Source organism: Anaerotignum lactatifermentans DSM 14214, from assembly GCF_900142265.1.
GTDB classification, from domain to species: domain Bacteria; phylum Bacillota; class Clostridia; order Lachnospirales; family Anaerotignaceae; genus Anaerotignum; species Anaerotignum lactatifermentans.
The window spans coordinates 1-18,267 of the sequence record NZ_FRAH01000023.1; the positions used below are offsets into that span (position 1 = coordinate 1).

An 18,267-nucleotide genomic window follows, 5' to 3' on the forward strand; every position below is an offset into this window, starting at 1 on the left:
GGATATTTTGTAGATACAGTAGGCAGATATGAAACGGCAATAAAAGAATACATCAAAAATCAGCTGGAAGATGATATTATGAATGATCAAATAAGTTTAAAGGAATTTACAGACCCGTTCACGGGTGAGCCGGTGAAATAAGGCATAAAAAGTGCCCCCGAGTAGGGGGCAGCCAGAGTTAAAAGTGTGGTTGCCAGACTATTCAATGCCCCCTTTAGGGGGCTACCACAAGAGATAGACCCTTATAGGGTCTGATCAAACCACCCGTTCAACGGGTGGTTTTGATTAAGCCCTTATAGGGCTAGTGCAAACCACGTCTTTTAGGCGTGGTTATGATTTCCGTATGTTTTGTGGGCATGATAAAATCATTGTATTACAGGGGCGGTTATGGTAGAATCAATGTGCAGTATATGATTTTTCATAACATATCGAACCCATGGGTTCCTGACACCAAAAAGAAATTTGCGGCGGAAGGTACAGTATGGAAATACAGGGCAGCTATGCCCTTTTTCCCGTACCTTTCGTGGTACGGTTTTTCTTTTATCAAACCAATAGGAGGTATGGAAATATGGAAACAAAAAATGAAGAAAGCAGAATTGCGGTCATTGGCATCGTTGTGGAACAGGAAGCGTCTGTAGATGTGCTCAACGAAACACTCCACGAATACCGGGAATACATCATCGGCAGAATGGGCATTCCTTATCGTGAGAAAAAAGTGAACATTATCAGCATTGCCATTGATGCTCCTCAGGATGTGATTTCCGCTTTGTCCGGCAAAATCGGCAACCTGCCTGGCATCCAGTCCAAGACTGTATATTCTGGCGTGAAGGCATGAGTTTTGCGGCAAATTTAGCCGAAAAACTGGTCACGGAACACGATCTTTCGGAAGAAGAACTGCTCTATCTTTTGGAACATCGGCAGGAAGTGGCGCCTTATGTGCAGGAAGAAGCCCAAAAACTTTGTCAGGAGGTTTTTGGCAAAGAAATCTATATCCGTGGATTGATGGAAATTTCCAACATCTGCAAAAATGATTGCTATTATTGCGGTATCCGCAAAAGCAACCGAAAGGCGGAGAGATACCGTCTGACGGAAGAAGAAATTCTGGAGGCGTGCCGTGCTGGTTATGCCTTGGGATTTCGTACATTTGTGCTCCAAGGCGGCGAGGATATGTGGTATGACGATGAACGTCTGTGCCATTTGGTATCTGCCATCCGAAAAAATCATCCCGACTGCGCCATCACCCTTTCTGTAGGGGAACGCAGTCGGGAAAGCTATGAAAAGCTCTTTGCCGCTGGTGCCAATCGGTATCTGCTGCGCCATGAAACAGCAACAGTATCCCATTATGCCATGCTCCATCCATCTGATATGGACTTTGCAAACCGTATGCGGTGTTTGCGGGATTTGAAGGAAATTGGCTATCAGGTGGGCTGTGGCTTTATGGTAGGCTCACCCCATCAGACATTGGAGCATCTGGTGAAAGACCTTCGGTTTTTGAAGGAATTTCAACCCCATATGGTAGGCATTGGTCCTTTTCTTTCTCAGAAGGATACGCCTTTTGCCCAATATGAAAACGGTTCGGGAGAGCTGACGTTGTTTTTGCTTGCTGTCATACGTCTGCTTTTGCCGAAGGTGCTGCTGCCCTCTACAACGGCATTGCGGACGCTTTTGCCGACGGGAAAGGAATGGGGCATTGTCTGTGGTGCAAATGTCATTATGCCAAACCTTTCACCCATGGAAGCTCGGAAAAAGTATACCCTTTATGACAACAAGCGTATCATGGGGACGGAAGCGGCAGAGCAGATTGAATGGCTGAAAAAAGAACTGGCGGATATGGGCTATACCGTTGCCATATCCAGAGGTGACAGCCCCATGATGAAAAAACAAAATCACTGACAGGAAAGAGAAATCTGACCTAGAAGAAAGGAAGAAAAGAATATGTATGATCCCAAATCAATGAAAGCGGAGGAATTTATCTCCCACGAAGAAATTCTGGACACTTTGGCTTATGCCCAGGAAAACAAGAACAATGAAAAACTCATCGACACAATTTTGGAAAAGGCAAAACTGCGCAAAGGTCTTACCCACAGAGAAGCTTCTGTACTGCTGGCATGTGAAATGCCCGATAAAATCCAGCAGATTTACACTTTGGCAGAACAGTTGAAAAAAGATTTTTATGGCAATCGTATTGTCATGTTTGCGCCTTTGTATTTGTCCAATTACTGTATCAATGGCTGTGTGTACTGCCCTTATCATGCCAAAAATAAACACATTGCTCGGAAAAAACTGACACAAGAAGAAATCGTCAAAGAAGTTATGGCTTTGCAGGATATGGGGCATAAGCGTTTGGCCCTGGAAGCAGGGGAAGACCCAGTTAACAACCCCATTGAATATATCTTAGAATGTATCAAGACCATCTATTCCATTCAGCATAAAAATGGTGCTATCCGTCGTGTGAATGTGAACGTTGCGGCAACTACTGTGGAAGAATATCGGATGCTGAAAGAAGCAGGCATCGGTACATACATCTTGTTCCAGGAAACTTATCATAAGGAAAGTTATGAACAGCTTCATCCCACAGGTCCGAAACATAACTACGCTTATCACACTGAAGCCATGGACAGAGCCATGGAGGGCGGCATTGACGATGTAGGTCTGGGGGTATTGTTCGGTCTGGAACGGTATGCTTATGAATTTGCGGGACTTTTGATGCATGCGGAACATTTGGAAGCCGTACATGGTGTGGGTCCTCATACCATCAGCGTGCCTCGTGTGAAACGTGCTGACGACATCGACCCCGATGCTTTTGACAATGGCATTGATGATGAAATTTTTGCGAAAATCATTGCATGTATCCGCATTGCGGTGCCTTATACAGGCATGATTATTTCCACAAGAGAAAGCAAGGAAGTCCGGGAACGGGCACTGCATCTGGGCGTTTCTCAGATCAGCGGCGGCTCTCGTACCAGCGTAGGCGGTTACTGTGAAGAAGAACCAGAAGATGAAAATTCGGAACAGTTTGATGTGAGCGACAAACGAACATTGGACGAAGTGGTGCATTGGCTTATGGATTTGGGCTATATTCCCAGTTTCTGTACCGCTTGTTATCGGGAAGGACGTACTGGCGACCGCTTCATGAGTTTGTGCAAAAGTGGGCAGATTCAGAACTGCTGTCATCCCAACGCCCTCATGACCCTGAAAGAATATCTGGAAGACTATGCTTCGCCGGATACAAAGAAAATCGGGGAAGCGCTGATTCAGAAAGAACTGGGGAATATTCCCAAAGAAAAAGTCAGAGAAATTACTGTGCATCATTTACAGGAAATCGAAAAAGGCAATCGGGATTTCCGATTCTAAAGGCAGGAGGTTTTTATGGGTTTACAGGATACACCATCTTCAGAACGGGTGCAAATCGGATTTTTTGGCTGCCGCAACGCAGGCAAATCCAGCTTAGTCAACGCGGTAACCAATCAGGAAATGGCGGTGGTTTCACCTGTGAAAGGCACCACCACAGACCCTGTGACAAAAGCCATGGAACTGCTGCCCCTTGGTCCTGTTCTCATCATTGATACCCCTGGTATTGATGACGAAGGTGGACTGGGAGAGCAGCGTGTGAAACGGACAAAGCAGATTCTCAATCGCATTGACTGTGCTGTTCTGGTGGTAGATAGTGTGGCAGGGAAAACGAAAGCCGATGAAGAACTTTTGAACTTATTTCAGGAAAAACAGATTCCTTTCCTCATTGCTTATAACAAAAGCGACCTGCAACTGCCCATTTTATCGGGAAAAAATGATGTGGCAGTCAGTGCCCTTCTGAAAACAGGCATTGAAGAACTGAAAGAACGCATTGCCGCATTGGGCAAAGAAAACCAGAAGGAACGAATGCTGGTAAAAGACTTGGTAAAGGCAGAAGATTTGGTGGTACTGGTGACTCCTATCGACAGCTCTGCCCCCAAAGGACGGCTCATTCTGCCTCAACAGCAGACCATTCGGGATTTGCTGGAGGCGGATGCCATTCCTGTGGTAACGAAAGAAAATACACTGAAAACCACATTGGAAAGTCTGGCAAAAAAGCCGGCCATGGTCATTACGGACAGTCAGGCATTTGCACAGGTCAGCAAGGATACGCCGTTGGATATTCCTTTGACATCCTTTTCCATTCTCATGGCACGATATAAAGGCTTTTTGGAAGGCGCTGTGCAGGGGGTGGCAGCCATCGAAACCTTGCAGGATAGGGAGAAAGTCCTGATTTGTGAGGGCTGCACCCATCACAGACAATGTGAGGATATCGGCACTGTGAAGATTCCTCGTTGGCTGCGGCAGCATACAGGAAAAGAATTGGAATTGGTGCATACTTCCGGTAAGGATTTTCCTGAGGATTTATCACCTTATCGTCTGGTGATTCATTGCGGTGGCTGCATGCTCAATGAACGGGAAGTGGCGTACCGCCAGAAATGTGCCGCTGACGCAGGGATTCCCTTTACCAATTATGGCATTGCCATTGCATATATGACAGGCATTTTGAAACGGAGTATCGAAATTTTTCCGAAGCTGTATACATTGATTTAATATAAAAAAGACCATAGGTTCCTATGGTCTTTTTGTATGTTCAAAGAGGAAAATGTCCGCTGCGGCGCAATGCCACCAAAATGCCTGGAATCAGGATCAATTGCAGTATGATACCGGGGATAGCTTCCAGTAAGGCGCCAGAAAGGAACATCTGCCAAGTGAAGGCGTTTTCACCAATACCCAGCAGCAGAACTTCCACAATGCCCCATACCACGCGTCCAAGAATCATGGCGGAAATCAGGGCGATGTAAAGAGAAGCTGTGGATTTTTGTTTGGAACGTCCATAAATCAGCCCTGCAATGAGTCCATAGGCTGCCAGCTCAAATGCCATGGCAATGGCAACGGGGAACATATGCGGCATGCCGAAAATCATGTTGCGGCAAATGGGCAGCAGAAAGCCTAAAAACAGCGCATATTGCCAGCCGCAGAGAAAGGCACAGAGAAAAACGGGAAAGTGCATGGGCAGCAGCATATTGCCGATCTGCGGGACTTGTCCTGTCAAAAAGGGCAGTACCAGTCCCAGAGCAAACAGCAGAGCGCTGACGGTCAGTTGTTTTGTGGATTGCTTCATAAAAACCTCCTGATTGTTTCTGTTAAAATTTCGATTTTTATCATATCACACTGTTTTGCAAGAAAACAGCTTTTTTTTCAAAACCATGTGGGGAAATGTATGTTTTGGAAAAATGGGGATAAACTGAGAAAGAAGGACTTGACAGAAAGGGGTTTTTACGGTATGAACTTGAGTGGTACAAGAACAGAACAAAATCTGCTTGCCGCATTCGCGGGGGAATCCATGGCTGCCAATAAATACGATTTTTACAGCAGTCAGGCGAAAAAAGAAGGCTATGAACAGATCGGCGCCATTTTTAAGGAAACAGCAGATAATGAACGGCAGCACGCCAAACAGATTTTCCGCTTTCTCAATGGCATTGGCACAACAGAAGCCAATCTGACCGCAGGCGTTGCGGGGGAACATGAGGAATGGACTTCCATTTATCAGGACATGAGTACCATCGCCAAAGATGAAGGTTATCCAGAAATCGCTATGTTTTTCCAGAATCTGGCGTCTGTAGAAAAAGAGCATGAGGCAAGATACGCCATGCTGCTGGAAAGAATCAAAAATGATCAGGTATTCAAAGATAACGCCAAGACAGTATGGGTATGCCGCAACTGCGGACACGTCCATGTTGGGGAAGTGCCGCCGGAAGCCTGCCCTGTCTGCAAACATCCCAAAGCATATTTTGAGCGGAAAGCGACCAATTATTGAGAGGGAAACCTCTCATTACATAGAAAAGAGGAACCAAATGGAATATCAGAATCAAATCAGAGAAGCTGTATTTTACAAACGCCCCAATCGTTTTCTGGCGGAAGTGGAACTGGATGGAAAAAGAGAACTGGTGCATGTGAAAAATACAGGGAGGTGCCGGGAATTATTGCAGGAAGGGGCAAGGGTATTTCTGGAGGAAAGCGGCAATGCAAACCGGAAAACAAAACATTCCCTTATTGCTGTCTACAAAGGGGATATGCTGGTGAATATGGATTCACAGGCACCCAATGCCGTGGCGGCAGAGGCTTTATCGGAAGGGAAGATACAGGAAATTGGCGAAGTGACATTTGTGAAACGGGAAGTGAAATTCGGTGGTTCCCGTTTCGACGTGTATTATGAAGCGGGAGAGCGGAAAGGCTTTCTGGAAGTGAAAGGGGTAACGCTGGAGGAAAATGGTGTTGCCATGTTTCCAGACGCTCCCACAGAGAGAGGCGCAAAACATTTGCTGGAACTGGCAGGAGCGGTGGAAAAAGGCTACGAGAGTGCGGTGCTGTTTCTGGTGCAGATGAAAGGCGTTTCCGTTTTCCGTCCCCATGAAGCTCGTGACCCGAAGTTTGCGGAAGCACTGCGAAAGGCGGCTCAGGCAGGGGTAAAAGTATTGGCTTATGATTGTAAGGTATGGGAAACAGGATTTTGCTTGGATGTGCCTGTTCCTGTGGAATTGTAAAACAGACATATCCCGAAGGATTCGGACATAAAGTTTAGTAATGACGAATACGGAGGGAAAAATACATGAGGCATAGAGTTTTGACAGCAGTCCTCACGCTGCTTTTTAGTGTTGGCTGCTGTTTGCCCGCATTGGCGGCAGAAAAGCAGTATGAAAACCTGACAGACCTTGGGCTGACTTCCAAAAGCGCCCTGCTCATGGAAGAAGATACGGGCACCATTTTGTATGAACAGAATAGCCATGAAGCTCTGCCCCCTGCCAGTGTTACGAAAGTTATGACACTGCTGCTCATTTACGAAGGAGAACGGGATGGAAAATTTGATTGGACAGATACGGTACAGGTCAGTGAACACGCGGCGTCCATGGGTGGTTCTCAGGTGTTTTTGGAAGAAGGGGAAACCCAGACAGCGGCAGACATGACAAAATCCATTGCCATTGCTTCTGCCAACGATGCGGCTGTTGCCATGGCGGAATTTCTGGCAGGAAGCGAGGAAGCCTTTGTCCAGAAAATGAATGAGCGGGCAAAAGAATTGGGCATGGAGGATACGAACTTTGTCAATGCCTGCGGGTTGGATACAGAAGGGCATGTGTCCAGCGCCTACGACATCGCACTCATGAGCCGGGAATTGATGGAGAATTTCCCGGAAATCAAGGAATATACCACCACATGGCAGGATAGCATCGTACATAAAACAAGGCGCGGGGAAGAAACCTTTGGTTTGACCAATACCAACAAACTGATTCAGTGGTATGATGGTGCAACGGGACTGAAAACTGGCTCCACAGGCAATGCGCTGTACTGTCTATCGGGAACAGCGGAACGAGATGGTATGGGGCTCATTGCTGTTGTTATGGCTGCACCGGATTATAAAGTCCGTTTCCGGGAAGTGATGCAGCTTTTGGACTATGGTTTTGCCAATTACGCTATTGAAAAAGGGCGAGAAAAAGGCTATGCCATGGGAGAAGTACCTGTGGAAAAAGGCATGACGGATACGGTGGAAGCGGTAGTAGCGGAAGAAATTTCCGTATTGGTGCCAAAAGGAAAAGAAGCCCAATGGGAAACCAAAACAGAACTTTTACCGGCGGTTTCCGCACCTGTGGAAGCAGGTACAAAGGTTGGTGAACTGGTATATCTTCGTGATGGAGAAGAAATAGGGCGAGTGGAACTGACCGCAGGAGAAAATGTGGAAAAGGCAAATGTGGATACCATGCTGCGGCGGATGTTGGCAGGATGGTGTTAAGGCAAACGAAAGGCTTTGAAGTACTTAGACTTCAAAGCCTTTTTCTGATTGATGAAATCAATATTTTTTAGAAAAAAAACCAACTAAAAATCTGATTGTCCGCTAAAACACTGTATCTATCAGCATTTTCAAGGGTTAAAATACTTCAAATTACTACGATTTTACTACCATTGAATGAGCCTTGATACGTTAGAAATCCCAGATTTGCAAAGATATGGTACAGCACATCAGTATTGAAAAACTAAAAATTGAATATCGCAAGTAGATTATGGAACGCCGATATTGACGTTCCTTTTCTATTTCCAGCCGTTCAGAAATGGACGGCTTTTTCTATATCCAAACGAAAGGAGAATTTTAAAAGCTATGAAAAAGATATTGAAGCGATTAGCCACAGGCTTTCTTGCCTTTGCGACTATCGTTACCGCTTTGCCGACAACGGCAGTCCACGCTTCCGAGAAGCAATACTGGACAGAAAGTGCCGAGCGTGTCGGTATCATTGAAAAAGTGATGAATGACGGCTCTATCGGTTCGACATTTAATGAGGGCTATATGAAAGTTGAGGGTGAAACTGCCTACTGTGTAGACATCAACACCAACTTCAAGAACGGCTATAAGACCAGAGCTGACGCAAGCACACGCATGAGCTACGACCAGATTTCCGACGTTGCCCTCTCTCTGGAATATGTCAAGCAGTACACACAAAGTCACAGCGGATTGAACTATAAACAGGTCTATCTTCTTGAACAGTGTGTCGTATGGCAGAGATTGAGCGTTCATCTGGGCTGGCAATGCGATAATGTCAGAGCTTCCTATGATGAAATCCCAAAAGCGATACAGGACGAGGTGTACGCTGGGGCGAAAGCCTTTGCCAGCGAGAACAAGGGACGCTATGAATGTGGCGGTTATATCTACTCTGGCGAGGGACAGGACATTGGACAGTTCTGGGCGAAACTTGCCGTAGGGAACGCTACTCTTAAAAAGACTTCCAGTAACACCAGCATTACCGACGGGAACGGGCTTTACTCTATCGCTGGTGCGACTTATGGTGTCTATTCTGATAAGGACTGCACAAAACAGCTTGCCACCCTTACGACAGATAACAGCGGAAATACTGATACTGTGGAAGTAAAGGCTGGCACAGTCTACATCAAAGAGCTTTCCGCTCCTGCTGGCTACAAGGTGGACAATACAGTGTATTCCTTAAATGTGGAAGCTGGCAAGACAGCGACCTTGAACGTATCCGATACGCCAAAAGTCACAGACACACTTATCGAGCTTTTCAAGATTGACATGGAAACACAGAAAGACGCTCCACAGGGCGACGCTTCCCTAGAGGGTGCGGAGTTCACATGGAAATTCTATGTGGGACACTATACCGCTGACAATCTCCCTAGCGAGCCGACAAAAACATGGGTGACAAAGACAATCGCTGAAAAGGACAGCGACGGCACTATCCATTACGTTTCCCGCCTTTCTGATGAATACAAAGTATCTGGGGATAGCTTCTATACACAGGACGGTAAGAACGTGCTTCCTTTAGGAACGCTGACCGTTGAGGAAACGAAAGCTCCTGACGGCTATCTTCTTGACGGTGCATATATGCAGGCTGACGGAAGCGAGGAACAGATTAAGGGAATGTACCTTACACAGATTACCGAGGACGGCGATATTGCCGTATTGTCTGGAAGTAATCAGTGCCATGTATCAGACAAGGTTATCCGTGGCGGTGTGAAAATCCAGAAACGAGATTTGGAAACCAGCGATACCAAAGGTCAAGGAAGTGCGACCTTGAAAGACGCTGAATTTGAAATCATTTCCTTAAATGACAATGCCGTACTTGTTGAGGGAAAGCTCTACAATAAAGGCGACGTGGTAAAGACAATCCTTACCGACATTGAGGGCGTGGCTTCTACTTCCGCTGACCTCTTACCTTATGGAAAATACCGTATCGAGGAAAGCAAAGCACCAGAGGGCTATTTGACGGACGGTGCAGAACCGATTGAATTTGAAATCACAGAGGACGGAAAAATCGTTGACCTTACGGGGACAGACACATCAATCTACAATCAAGTGAAGCGTGGCGATTTAGAGGGTGTGAAGATTGGTGCTGGCACACACAAGCGTCTTGCGGGAGTTCCGTTTAGGATCACCAGCAAGACGACAGGAGAAAGCCACATCATTGTAACCGACGATAACGGGCAATTCTCCACTTCTGCGGATTGGGCTTCCCATAAGCATAACACCAATGCAGGAAAGACCAGCGAGGACGGTATCTGGTTTGGAACAAGCGAGCCAGACGACAGCAAGGGTGCTTTGATTTATGATACCTATATCATTGAGGAATTACGCTGTGAGGGCAACAAAGGCTTTGAGCTTATCCCACCGTTTGAAATCGTGGTGTCCAGAAACAATGTGACCGTTGACTTAGGGACACTGACTGATGAATACGAGAAAGAAATCTCTATCCATACCACAGCCACAGGCAAGGACGGCGAGAAGTCTATCGTAGCTGGCAAAGAGGTAACAATCATTGACACGGTTACGCTTGACGGGCTGGAAAAAGGCACAAAATATCAGTTGAAAGGCTGGCAGATGTTGAAAGAGGAAAACGCCGAGCTTCTTATCGACGGACAGCGTGTGGAAAGTGATTACACATTCACAGCCGACAGCGAGGAAATGAAGATTGAAATGGAATACACGTTCAACGCTTCTTCTCTGGGCGGTCAGAACCTTGTGACCTTTGAGGAACTTTACGACCTTTCCAATGAGGACGAGCCTGTAAAGGTGGCTGAACACAAGGACATTGACGACGAGGGACAGACGGTGCTTATCACGGAGCGTATCATCTCTATCCATACCACAGCGACCAGCGAGGACGGAAAGAAAGAGATTGAAGCAGGAAAAGACGTGACAATCATTGATACCGTTACCCTTGACGGATTGGAAGTCGGCACAAAGTATCAGCTCAAAGGCTGGCAGATGATTAAGGACGAAAACGCCGAGCTTATCATCAACGGAGAGCGTGTCGAGAATGACTATACCTTTACTGCCGACAGTGAAAGCATGGAAGTCCAGATTGCCTTTACTTTCGACGCTTCCGAGCTGGACGGGAAAGAGCTTGTGACCTTTGAGGAATTATACGATTTGAGCAATCCAGACGAACCGACAAAGGTTACAGAGCATAAGGACATTGAGGACGACGGGCAGACGGTGACAATCACAGAAGTACCAGAAACGCCAGAAGAACCAACAGAGCCAGAACAGCCGACCACACCAGATACACCGAGCAAGACAACGGACGCTCCAAAGACAGGCGACAACACAAACATTGCCTTATTCTTAGGGCTTCTTGTTCTTTCTGGTGCAGGCGTGGCAGGAACATACTTCATCAAGCGTAGACGCTCTTAATCGGGTGGTCTGCTTATGATGATGAAGAAATCACGCTCCCCGCCGACACATGGAAACGGCGGAGCTTCCCTTTATTCTGGCTTGTCCGCCACCCACCTGTAAGCACACGGACGGTCAAGGGTGCTTTTAAGCATTTACCTGCCCTTGACGGTCTGGGGGCTTGCTGGTATCACACCGCCAGCCAGAATAAAAGCATGAACAACCAACAGATTTTATAGAAATGAGGTATGAACACATGAAATTAAAATATATCGTGCCTGACATGGCACAGACTTTTGGAAATTTGGAGTTTGCAGGAGAAAATGACGTGGAGCAACAGCGTGTCAATGGTCGCTTTGTTCCCGTGACAAGAAGCTATAACCTGTATTCCGACATTCAGAGAGCCGACGACATTATCGTGGTGCTTCCCGCAAAAGCTGGGGAGAAGCGTTTCAAGTATGAGCAAAAAGTAAAGCTCGTCAATCCTAAGATTACCGCCGAGGGAAAGAACGTGCGAGGTCGTGGCTACACCAACTATATTTTAAACGCTGACGATATGCTTCCAGTCGAGGAAAGCAAGTAAAGGGGGATAACAGATTATGAGATTAGCGAATGGAATTGTATTAGATAAGGAAAAGACTTTCGGTGTTTTGAAATTCTCTGCCCTTAGACATGAGGTGCGTGTAGAGAATGAGGACGGGACGACCACCGAGGAAATCAAGCGTAGAACCTATGATTTGAAGTGCAGTCAGCAGGAACGCACGATACAGGTATCTATCCCAGCGGAAATCCCTGTCAAGGACTATCCGTACAATGCCGAGGTGGAGCTTATCAATCCCGTTGCCGATACGGTGGCTAATGCCAACTACCGAGGGGCAGATGTGGAGTGGTACATCAAGGCAGACGACATTGTGTTGAAAAATAAAGGCAGTCAGCCCACAGGCAATCCACAGAACCATGCTCCACAGGGACAACAGAAAAAATAATCAGCAAAGCATATTTTCATTGTAGGTGATACTGGATAGAGGTATAATAATTCTATAAATTAGAATTTGAGGTGGAAATATGGCATCAAGCAAGGAATACTTAGAGTTTATTTTAGGGCAGCTATCTGAGTTAGAAGAAATTACTTACCGAGCTATGATGGGAGAATTTATTATTTATTATCGTGGCAAGATTGTAGGCGGTATCTATGATGATAGATTACTTGTTAAACCAGTAAAATCAGCAATTAGTTATATGCCGACAGCTCCGTATGAATTACCCTATGAGGGAGCAAAAGAGATGTTGTTGGTAGATGAAGTTGATAATAAGGAATTTTTGACAGGCTTGTTTCATGCAATGTATGATGAACTGCCAGCCCCAAAACCAAAAAAGAAGAAATAAACAACTCCTAATTTAACAATCTCATATTCAGTATTACACAAAGCGGTTGGTCTTTATGATTGACCGCTTTTTCCATATCCAGAAAGGGGTGTTTATGAACATTTTGAAATATAAGGGAAAGCGTATCAGAGCCAGCGACAAGAACCTTGTGTACCGCTTCTGTGCAGGTACGCTCCTGCTCCTGCTCGTGGCGGTTCTCCTGCTACTGAACATGGGACAGCTCATGCGTACCGATTGGGAGCATTTCAGTTTACTAGATAATGGCATAACGCTTTCCACCTACAACTTCATAACGATTTTGATAGCGACTGGTGTTTGTGCATTGGTCGCTTTTCTTTATTACCGCTTTTGCTATGACAGCTTCAAGAAGCTATCGCACCGTCAAAAGCTGGCACGCATGATACTGGACAACAAGTGGTATGAAGCACAGACCATACAGGACAGCGGTTTTTTCACTGACCTGCAGAGCAGATCAAGGGAAAAAATCGTCTGGTTTCCTAAAATCTATTATCAAATGGAAACGGGCTTGCTCCATATCCTCTGTGAAATCTCTTTGGGAAAGTATCAAGACCAGCTTTTACGTCTGGAAGATAAGCTGGAAAGCGGGCTTTACTGTGAACTGACCGACAAGACGCTCCATGACGGCTATATCGAGTACACCCTGCTCTATGACATGATAGCGAACCGTATCACGATTGACGAAGTAAAGGCTGAAAACGGGGGCTTGCGTCTGATGAAGAACCTTACATGGGAATACGACGCACTCCCTCACGCCCTTATCTGTGGCGGGACTGGCGGTGGAAAGACCTATTTCCTGCTGACAATCATTGAAGCCCTCTTGCAGACCAACGCCCAGCTTTACATCTTAGACCCTAAGAACGCCGACCTTGCGGACTTGGGTACGGTCATGGATAACGTGTACCACACCAAAGAAGATATGATTGAGTGCGTCAATGCGTTCTATGAGGGCATGGTACAGCGAAGCGAGGAAATGAAGCGCCACCCAGCCTACAAGACGGGCGAGAACTACGCCTATCTGGGCTTACCGCCCTGCTTCCTTATCTTTGACGAGTATGTGGCGTTCTTGGAAATGCTGGGGACAAAGGAAAGCATGAGCCTACTTAGCCAGCTAAAGAAAATCGTCATGCTTGGCAGACAGGCGGGCTATTTCCTTATTGTCGCCTGCCAGCGTCCCGACGCAAAGTATTTCAGCGACGGTATCAGAGATAACTTCAACTTCCGTGTGGGCTTGGGACGTATTAGCGAACTTGGCTACGGTATGCTCTTTGGAAGCGACGTAAAGAAGCAGTTCTTCCAGAAGCGTATCAAAGGACGTGGCTATTGTGATGTGGGAACGAGCGTCATATCGGAGTTTTACACTCCCCTTGTACCAAAGGGGCATGATTTTTTACAGACTATCGGCTCTCTTGCACTGGCAAGGCAATCCGTATCAGATGAACGAAAGGAGAATTGAAAAATATATGGGACTTTTAGAAATGGGTTACAGCGACCCTACCGCAGATTTGCACGTCGTGGGTGTCTGCGTAGACTTTGACCGCTTCCTTGCGGATTTGGAAAGTGTCGCTGGCACGACTGACGATAAATGTGAGGAATTTCCGACAAAAGCCTATCATGCACACATGGAAGATATTCTGACAGAAGCGGGACTTGGGAGATTGAAACTTCCGTTGCTCTTTTCCGTGGTGCTGGACGAATGGCTTTCCATTCATGGCTTCAACTACCGTTTTACGTTTCTTGTGGTGGATAAGGATTTTTTCAGACAGATATACCATGAATATGAGATTGACAAGGATATTGTCAGAAAATGCCTTTCTGCTGATACCGACGTTATCGTAGTTTATACGGGCATGACAAGAATAGGCTGAACCACTGACGGCGGGAACGGTCAGCGAAGCGACCCAGACCGTGTAAGCCGTCCTGTGGAGCAGGGCTTGCCCTGCTCCACGAAAGAAGCCCCTCGGTATCTAACAGAGGGGCACAATTCCGCTGGAAACTACGGTCAAAAAGTCTGGAAATCCCGCTAGGCATAAGGGTTTTCCCTCACTCATGGCTGACTGTGACAATCTGCGGAAAATATCACACTTTCACGATTGGGGGTATGCAGGCTGAATGAAAGCACCTTTATAACTGCCTTGAAAGAGAAACGCCTATCTTACGGCGTGTCTCAGACGAGGCTTGCAATCATGGCTGGTATCAGCCGTGAACACTTGAACCGTATCGAAGCGGGAAAGGTCAACCTCACGGACGATATGCAGGACAAGCTCATGGAAGCGGTCGAGAAATTCAATCCCGACGCTCCCATGTTCCTGCTGTTCGACTATGTGCGTATCCGTTTCCCCACGCTGGATATACAGCACGTTATCAGAGATATATTGAAGCTCAATGTTGACTATATGCTCCATGAGGACTATGGACACTACAAGTACACAGAGCATTACTATCTGGGTGATGTGTTCGTCTACACCTCGCAGGACGAGGAAAAAGGCACACTTCTGGAGCTGAAAGGAAAAGGCTGTCGCCAGTTTGAAAGCTATCTGCTGGCACAGGGGCGTAGCTGGTATGACTTCCTCATGGACGCTCTGATTGAGGGCGGTGTGATGAAACGCCTTGACCTTGCGATTAACGACAGGGCGGGCATACTGGATATTCCAGATCTGACCGCCAAATGCAACCGTGAGGAATGTGTTTCCCTGTTCCGCTCTTTCAAGTCCTATGCTTCGGGCGAGCTGGTGAAGCACAACGAGCAGGACAAGGCGGGCATGGGACACACGCTGTATATCGGCTCTCTGAAATCGGAAGTCTACTTCTGCTGTTATGAGAAGAACTACGAACAGTACGCAAAGCTGGGAATACCGATTGAGGAAGCACCCATAAAGAACCGCTTCGAGATACGATTGAAAGATGAAAGAGCTTATTATGCCGTCCGTGAACTGCTGACCCATTATGACGCAGAACAGACGGCATTTTCTATCATCAATCACTATATCCGCTTCGTGGACAGAGAACCAGAGAAGCGAAAGACAGACTGGAAGCTCAATGACCGCTGGGCGTGGTTTATCGGGAAAGACCGCCCGCCTGTCAAGCTGACAACAGCCCCAGAGCCTTACACATTGGAAAGGACGCTGGGCTGGATAAGCCGACAGGTCGCACCTACCTTAAAAATGCTGAAAAAGATAGACGCTGGCAACAGCACGAGCTATCTGAAAGAGATTGAGGACAACGCAAAGCTGACAAAAAAGCACTTGCAGATAATCAGACAGCAGACAGTGGACACAGAGGAGCTTATCACAGAGTAAAGGAGAATTGAGATTATGGCAGAACTTGTCAAGGACTTGGTGCTGGTATCGCTGGGAATGGGTATCGGTGTCGTCCTTATGTGTATCGCACAGGTCAGCAAAATGGCTGATGAAGAAATGGAAGAAATCAAAAAAGAAAGGATTGATAAAGAATGAATTTCGGACAGAATTTATACAACTGGTTTTTAAGCAACGCCCAGAGCTTGGTGCTTATGGCAATCGTGGTAATCGGTATCTACTTAGGATTTAAAAGAGAGTTTTCTAAGTTAATCGGCTTCCTTGTGATTGCCTTAATCGCTGTCGGGCTGGTATTCAATGCAGGCGGTGTCAAGGACGTGCTGTTAGAGCTGTTCAACCGTATCATTGGAGCGTAACAATCAGCAGTTTGCGGTCACGCAAACTTACCTGTCCCCCCTATGGGAGTTCGGGCATAGGGGGAATGAAAGGGGGTGACGGAATGGTACACAGATAAAAGATAGTCACGCTATGAATTTCATTGAATGGCTGTTTTTTAGATGATATACTGTGAATATAGGAAAGATAAATCAGAGCTTGAGGAGGTAATATGCCTATGAAAAAATATATTTCTTTATTTTTGTGTTTTATTTGTATATTAGCTTTAGTTGCATGTGAAAAAAAAGCAGACCCTATTACGCTACCTCAGATAGACGATATTACATCTGTTGATATAACCGTCGGGGAAAACAAAGTAAATCATACAGATAAAGCTTGGATAAGTGAAATAATTTCAGATATTTCTAGTTCTGAACCTACTAGTAAGGAAAGCATTCAAGATACTCCACAAGTTGAAAATTATATCAAAATTGATTTTCAGTTCAAAACAGGGACAAGTATCCTTTATGTATATGAGGACAGTAGTAAATACTATATTGAACAGCCATATCAGGGAATTTATAAAACTGATAGTCAACTGTTCAAACGGTTACAAGAAACTAATTAAATCCTACCTATAGCAATTTCATATCCCGACACAAAGCGGTTACTCCATTGGAGATCAACCGCTTTTTCTATACTCAAATTTAAGATTGGAGTGATTGATTGAAAGATATTTTTACCGATATGCAGGCAAAAATCGGCTGTCCGTATCTCTCCGACCTGCCCTACTACAAGCGTGCGGTCTGGTTTGAGATGAAACGCCTTTGCCTGTCTGACTACCCTAAGAAACAGTTAGTAGATTTTTCACGCTATGTATTCGGTGTGCCTTACGCCGTCATACAGGAAGCGTTGACAAGAGAGGACGTGATGAAACATGGAAGAAATGCGTGTGCAGATTGAAGCACGAGAACCGACAGACGGCGAGATACGAGCCTTTTGGTTCACCCTGCCTATCGACACGGAACAGGTGGAAGAACTGCTGGGGATTGATGTAGATACAGACTATTACTCTATCACGGGCAAGGAGCTTCCCTTTGCTGATGAAGTGCAGGAAGATACCACCATTGAAAGGCTCGACGACCTGTACCATACCTATGAAAGCCTGCCCTCTGACTTGAAAGAGGACTACGGGGAGCTGATGTGCTATTTCACTAACCTTGATGAACTGCACCGATACAGAAACGACATTATCCACTATTCATGGTGTAAGAACATGACGGACGTTGCCCGCCATATACTATACAACGACCCAGACTTTACTTCCCTTAGTGAGAGTGTCACTCGCTATTTCGATTTTGAAGCCTACGGGCAGTATCTTGACGACAACGGACGCTTTGTGGAAACCGACCACGGTATCTATGAACTTCCGTAGAAAAGAGGTGTGTGCCTGTGGTTGACGACATGAGGGTGTATATCGCTAATCTTGGCAAGTACAACGAGGGCGAACTTGTCGGGGACTGGTTTTCTTTCCCTATCGACGAGGAAGATGTTGCGGAGCGTATCGGGCTGAACAGCTATTATGAGGAATACGCTGTCCATGATACCGACAACTTCCCTATTGAAATCGGGGAGTATATCTCCATTGAAGAACTCAATGAAATGTACGACATGATTTGTGAGCTTCCCGACTATATCACGGACGCTCTGGACGAGTTTGTTTCCTACTATGGAAGTCTGGAAGAAGTTTACGAGCATAAGGACGAGATTTATTATTATCCAGACTGCGGGGACATGACCGACGTTGCCTATTACTTCATTGACGAATTGCAGGTATTGGGACAGATACCGCTACCGTTGCAGAACTATATCGACTATGAAGCATACGGCAGGGACTTGTCCATAGAGGGGACGTTCATTGAAACAAGCCGTGGGATATGCGAGATACCATATTAGAGCTGGCAGATCAGCGACAGGCAAGGTCGCTACTGTCAGCTTTTTCTATCAAGGACAGTCTGAAAAACGGCTGTCCTTTTCCATTAT

21 protein-coding genes and 1 pseudogene are annotated in these 18,267 nt (G+C 46.2%); 21 read left to right on the plus strand and 1 reads right to left on the minus strand.

Annotated features, from left to right (window positions below; genetic code table 11):
• The 5 genes and pseudogenes from BUB35_RS19565 to hydF all read left to right on the plus strand — a co-directional run.
• A pseudogene (locus BUB35_RS19565) lies at positions 1 to 141 on the plus strand (IS200/IS605 family transposase); the annotation flags it as partial.
• A 427-nt stretch (positions 142 to 568) separates the two neighbouring features.
• Positions 569 to 835 carry a TM1266 family iron-only hydrogenase system putative regulator gene (locus BUB35_RS07655; RefSeq protein WP_072850641.1) on the plus strand — a complete coding sequence of 89 codons (267 nt, stop codon included), beginning with the start codon at positions 569 to 571 and terminating at the stop codon, positions 833 to 835.
• Positions 832 to 1,893, plus strand: a complete 1,062-nt coding sequence (gene hydE, locus BUB35_RS07660) for a [FeFe] hydrogenase H-cluster radical SAM maturase HydE (protein ID WP_072850643.1) — start codon at positions 832 to 834, stop codon at positions 1,891 to 1,893. Before BUB35_RS07655 ends, hydE begins: the two co-directional genes overlap by 4 nt.
• A 42-nt stretch (positions 1,894 to 1,935) precedes the next feature.
• Positions 1,936 to 3,354 carry a [FeFe] hydrogenase H-cluster radical SAM maturase HydG gene (hydG, locus tag BUB35_RS07665; RefSeq protein WP_072850645.1) on the plus strand — a complete coding sequence of 473 codons (1,419 nt, stop codon included), beginning with the start codon at positions 1,936 to 1,938 and terminating at the stop codon, positions 3,352 to 3,354.
• A gap of 15 nt (positions 3,355 to 3,369) precedes the next feature.
• Positions 3,370 to 4,566, plus strand: coding sequence for a [FeFe] hydrogenase H-cluster maturation GTPase HydF (hydF, locus tag BUB35_RS07670; RefSeq protein ID WP_072850648.1), 1,197 nt, complete (start codon positions 3,370 to 3,372; stop codon positions 4,564 to 4,566).
• 40 nt (positions 4,567 to 4,606) lie between these two features.
• Here hydF and BUB35_RS07675 read toward each other — a convergent pair whose 3' ends face one another.
• A complete protein-coding gene (locus BUB35_RS07675; RefSeq protein WP_072850650.1) occupies positions 4,607 to 5,137 on the minus strand; it encodes an ECF transporter S component in 531 nt (176 codons plus the stop codon).
• 162 nt (positions 5,138 to 5,299) lie between these two features.
• Between BUB35_RS07675 and rbr the strand changes: the two genes are divergently transcribed.
• The 16 genes from rbr (at position 5,300) to BUB35_RS07755 (ending at position 18,180) form a co-directional block, all read left to right on the plus strand.
• Positions 5,300 to 5,833, plus strand: a complete 534-nt coding sequence (gene rbr / locus BUB35_RS07680) for a rubrerythrin (protein WP_072850722.1) — start codon at positions 5,300 to 5,302, stop codon at positions 5,831 to 5,833.
• Between the two features lie 37 nt (positions 5,834 to 5,870).
• Complete coding sequence (gene sfsA, locus BUB35_RS07685) at positions 5,871 to 6,560, plus strand: DNA/RNA nuclease SfsA (RefSeq protein ID WP_072850652.1); 690 nt, start codon at positions 5,871 to 5,873, stop codon at positions 6,558 to 6,560.
• Positions 6,561 to 6,625: 65 nt separating this feature from the next.
• Positions 6,626 to 7,801, plus strand: a complete 1,176-nt coding sequence (locus BUB35_RS07690) for a D-alanyl-D-alanine carboxypeptidase family protein (RefSeq protein ID WP_072850654.1) — start codon at positions 6,626 to 6,628, stop codon at positions 7,799 to 7,801.
• A 363-nt stretch (positions 7,802 to 8,164) separates the two neighbouring features.
• Positions 8,165 to 11,209, plus strand: a complete 3,045-nt coding sequence (locus BUB35_RS07695; RefSeq protein ID WP_072850657.1) for an SrtB-anchored collagen-binding adhesin — start codon at positions 8,165 to 8,167, stop codon at positions 11,207 to 11,209.
• A 235-nt stretch (positions 11,210 to 11,444) separates the two neighbouring features.
• Positions 11,445 to 11,771 carry a YdcP family protein gene (locus tag BUB35_RS07700; RefSeq protein ID WP_070087528.1) on the plus strand — a complete coding sequence of 109 codons (327 nt, stop codon included), beginning with the start codon at positions 11,445 to 11,447 and terminating at the stop codon, positions 11,769 to 11,771.
• 16 nt (positions 11,772 to 11,787) lie between these two features.
• Positions 11,788 to 12,174, plus strand: a complete 387-nt coding sequence (locus tag BUB35_RS07705) for a YdcP family protein (protein WP_072850659.1) — start codon at positions 11,788 to 11,790, stop codon at positions 12,172 to 12,174.
• Positions 12,175 to 12,253: 79 nt separating this feature from the next.
• Complete coding sequence (locus tag BUB35_RS07710) at positions 12,254 to 12,574, plus strand: TfoX/Sxy family protein (protein ID WP_072850661.1); 321 nt, start codon at positions 12,254 to 12,256, stop codon at positions 12,572 to 12,574.
• 94 nt (positions 12,575 to 12,668) lie between these two features.
• Positions 12,669 to 14,048, plus strand: a complete 1,380-nt coding sequence (locus BUB35_RS07715; RefSeq protein ID WP_072850724.1) for an FtsK/SpoIIIE domain-containing protein — start codon at positions 12,669 to 12,671, stop codon at positions 14,046 to 14,048.
• A 7-nt stretch (positions 14,049 to 14,055) separates the two neighbouring features.
• On the plus strand, positions 14,056 to 14,460 hold the full coding sequence (locus tag BUB35_RS07720) for a hypothetical protein (protein ID WP_072850663.1): 405 nt from the start codon (positions 14,056 to 14,058) through the stop codon (positions 14,458 to 14,460).
• Between the two features lie 240 nt (positions 14,461 to 14,700).
• Positions 14,701 to 15,891: a MobT family relaxase gene (gene mobT, locus BUB35_RS07725; protein ID WP_077719249.1), complete on the plus strand. Its 1,191-nt coding sequence runs from the start codon at positions 14,701 to 14,703 to the stop codon at positions 15,889 to 15,891.
• A 15-nt stretch (positions 15,892 to 15,906) separates the two neighbouring features.
• Positions 15,907 to 16,047: a DUF3789 domain-containing protein gene (locus BUB35_RS07730; protein WP_010817889.1), complete on the plus strand. Its 141-nt coding sequence runs from the start codon at positions 15,907 to 15,909 to the stop codon at positions 16,045 to 16,047.
• Positions 16,044 to 16,265 carry a hypothetical protein gene (locus BUB35_RS07735; protein ID WP_010817890.1) on the plus strand — a complete coding sequence of 74 codons (222 nt, stop codon included), beginning with the start codon at positions 16,044 to 16,046 and terminating at the stop codon, positions 16,263 to 16,265. The genes BUB35_RS07730 and BUB35_RS07735 overlap by 4 nt, the downstream gene beginning before the upstream one ends.
• Positions 16,266 to 16,462: 197 nt before the next feature.
• On the plus strand, positions 16,463 to 16,852 hold the full coding sequence (locus BUB35_RS07740) for a DUF5301 domain-containing protein (protein WP_021421714.1): 390 nt from the start codon (positions 16,463 to 16,465) through the stop codon (positions 16,850 to 16,852).
• Positions 16,853 to 16,950: 98 nt separating this feature from the next.
• Positions 16,951 to 17,187: a hypothetical protein gene (locus tag BUB35_RS07745; RefSeq protein WP_072850666.1), complete on the plus strand. Its 237-nt coding sequence runs from the start codon at positions 16,951 to 16,953 to the stop codon at positions 17,185 to 17,187.
• Positions 17,162 to 17,659 (plus strand): antirestriction protein ArdA, encoded by a 498-nt coding sequence (locus tag BUB35_RS07750; protein WP_072850668.1) that lies wholly within the window; start codon positions 17,162 to 17,164, stop codon positions 17,657 to 17,659. Before BUB35_RS07745 ends, BUB35_RS07750 begins: the two co-directional genes overlap by 26 nt.
• 17 nt (positions 17,660 to 17,676) lie before the next feature.
• Entirely contained in the window at positions 17,677 to 18,180 is a 504-nt protein-coding gene (locus BUB35_RS07755; RefSeq protein ID WP_060815475.1) for an antirestriction protein ArdA, read from the plus strand.
• The last annotated feature ends 87 nt before the right edge of the window (positions 18,181 to 18,267 follow it).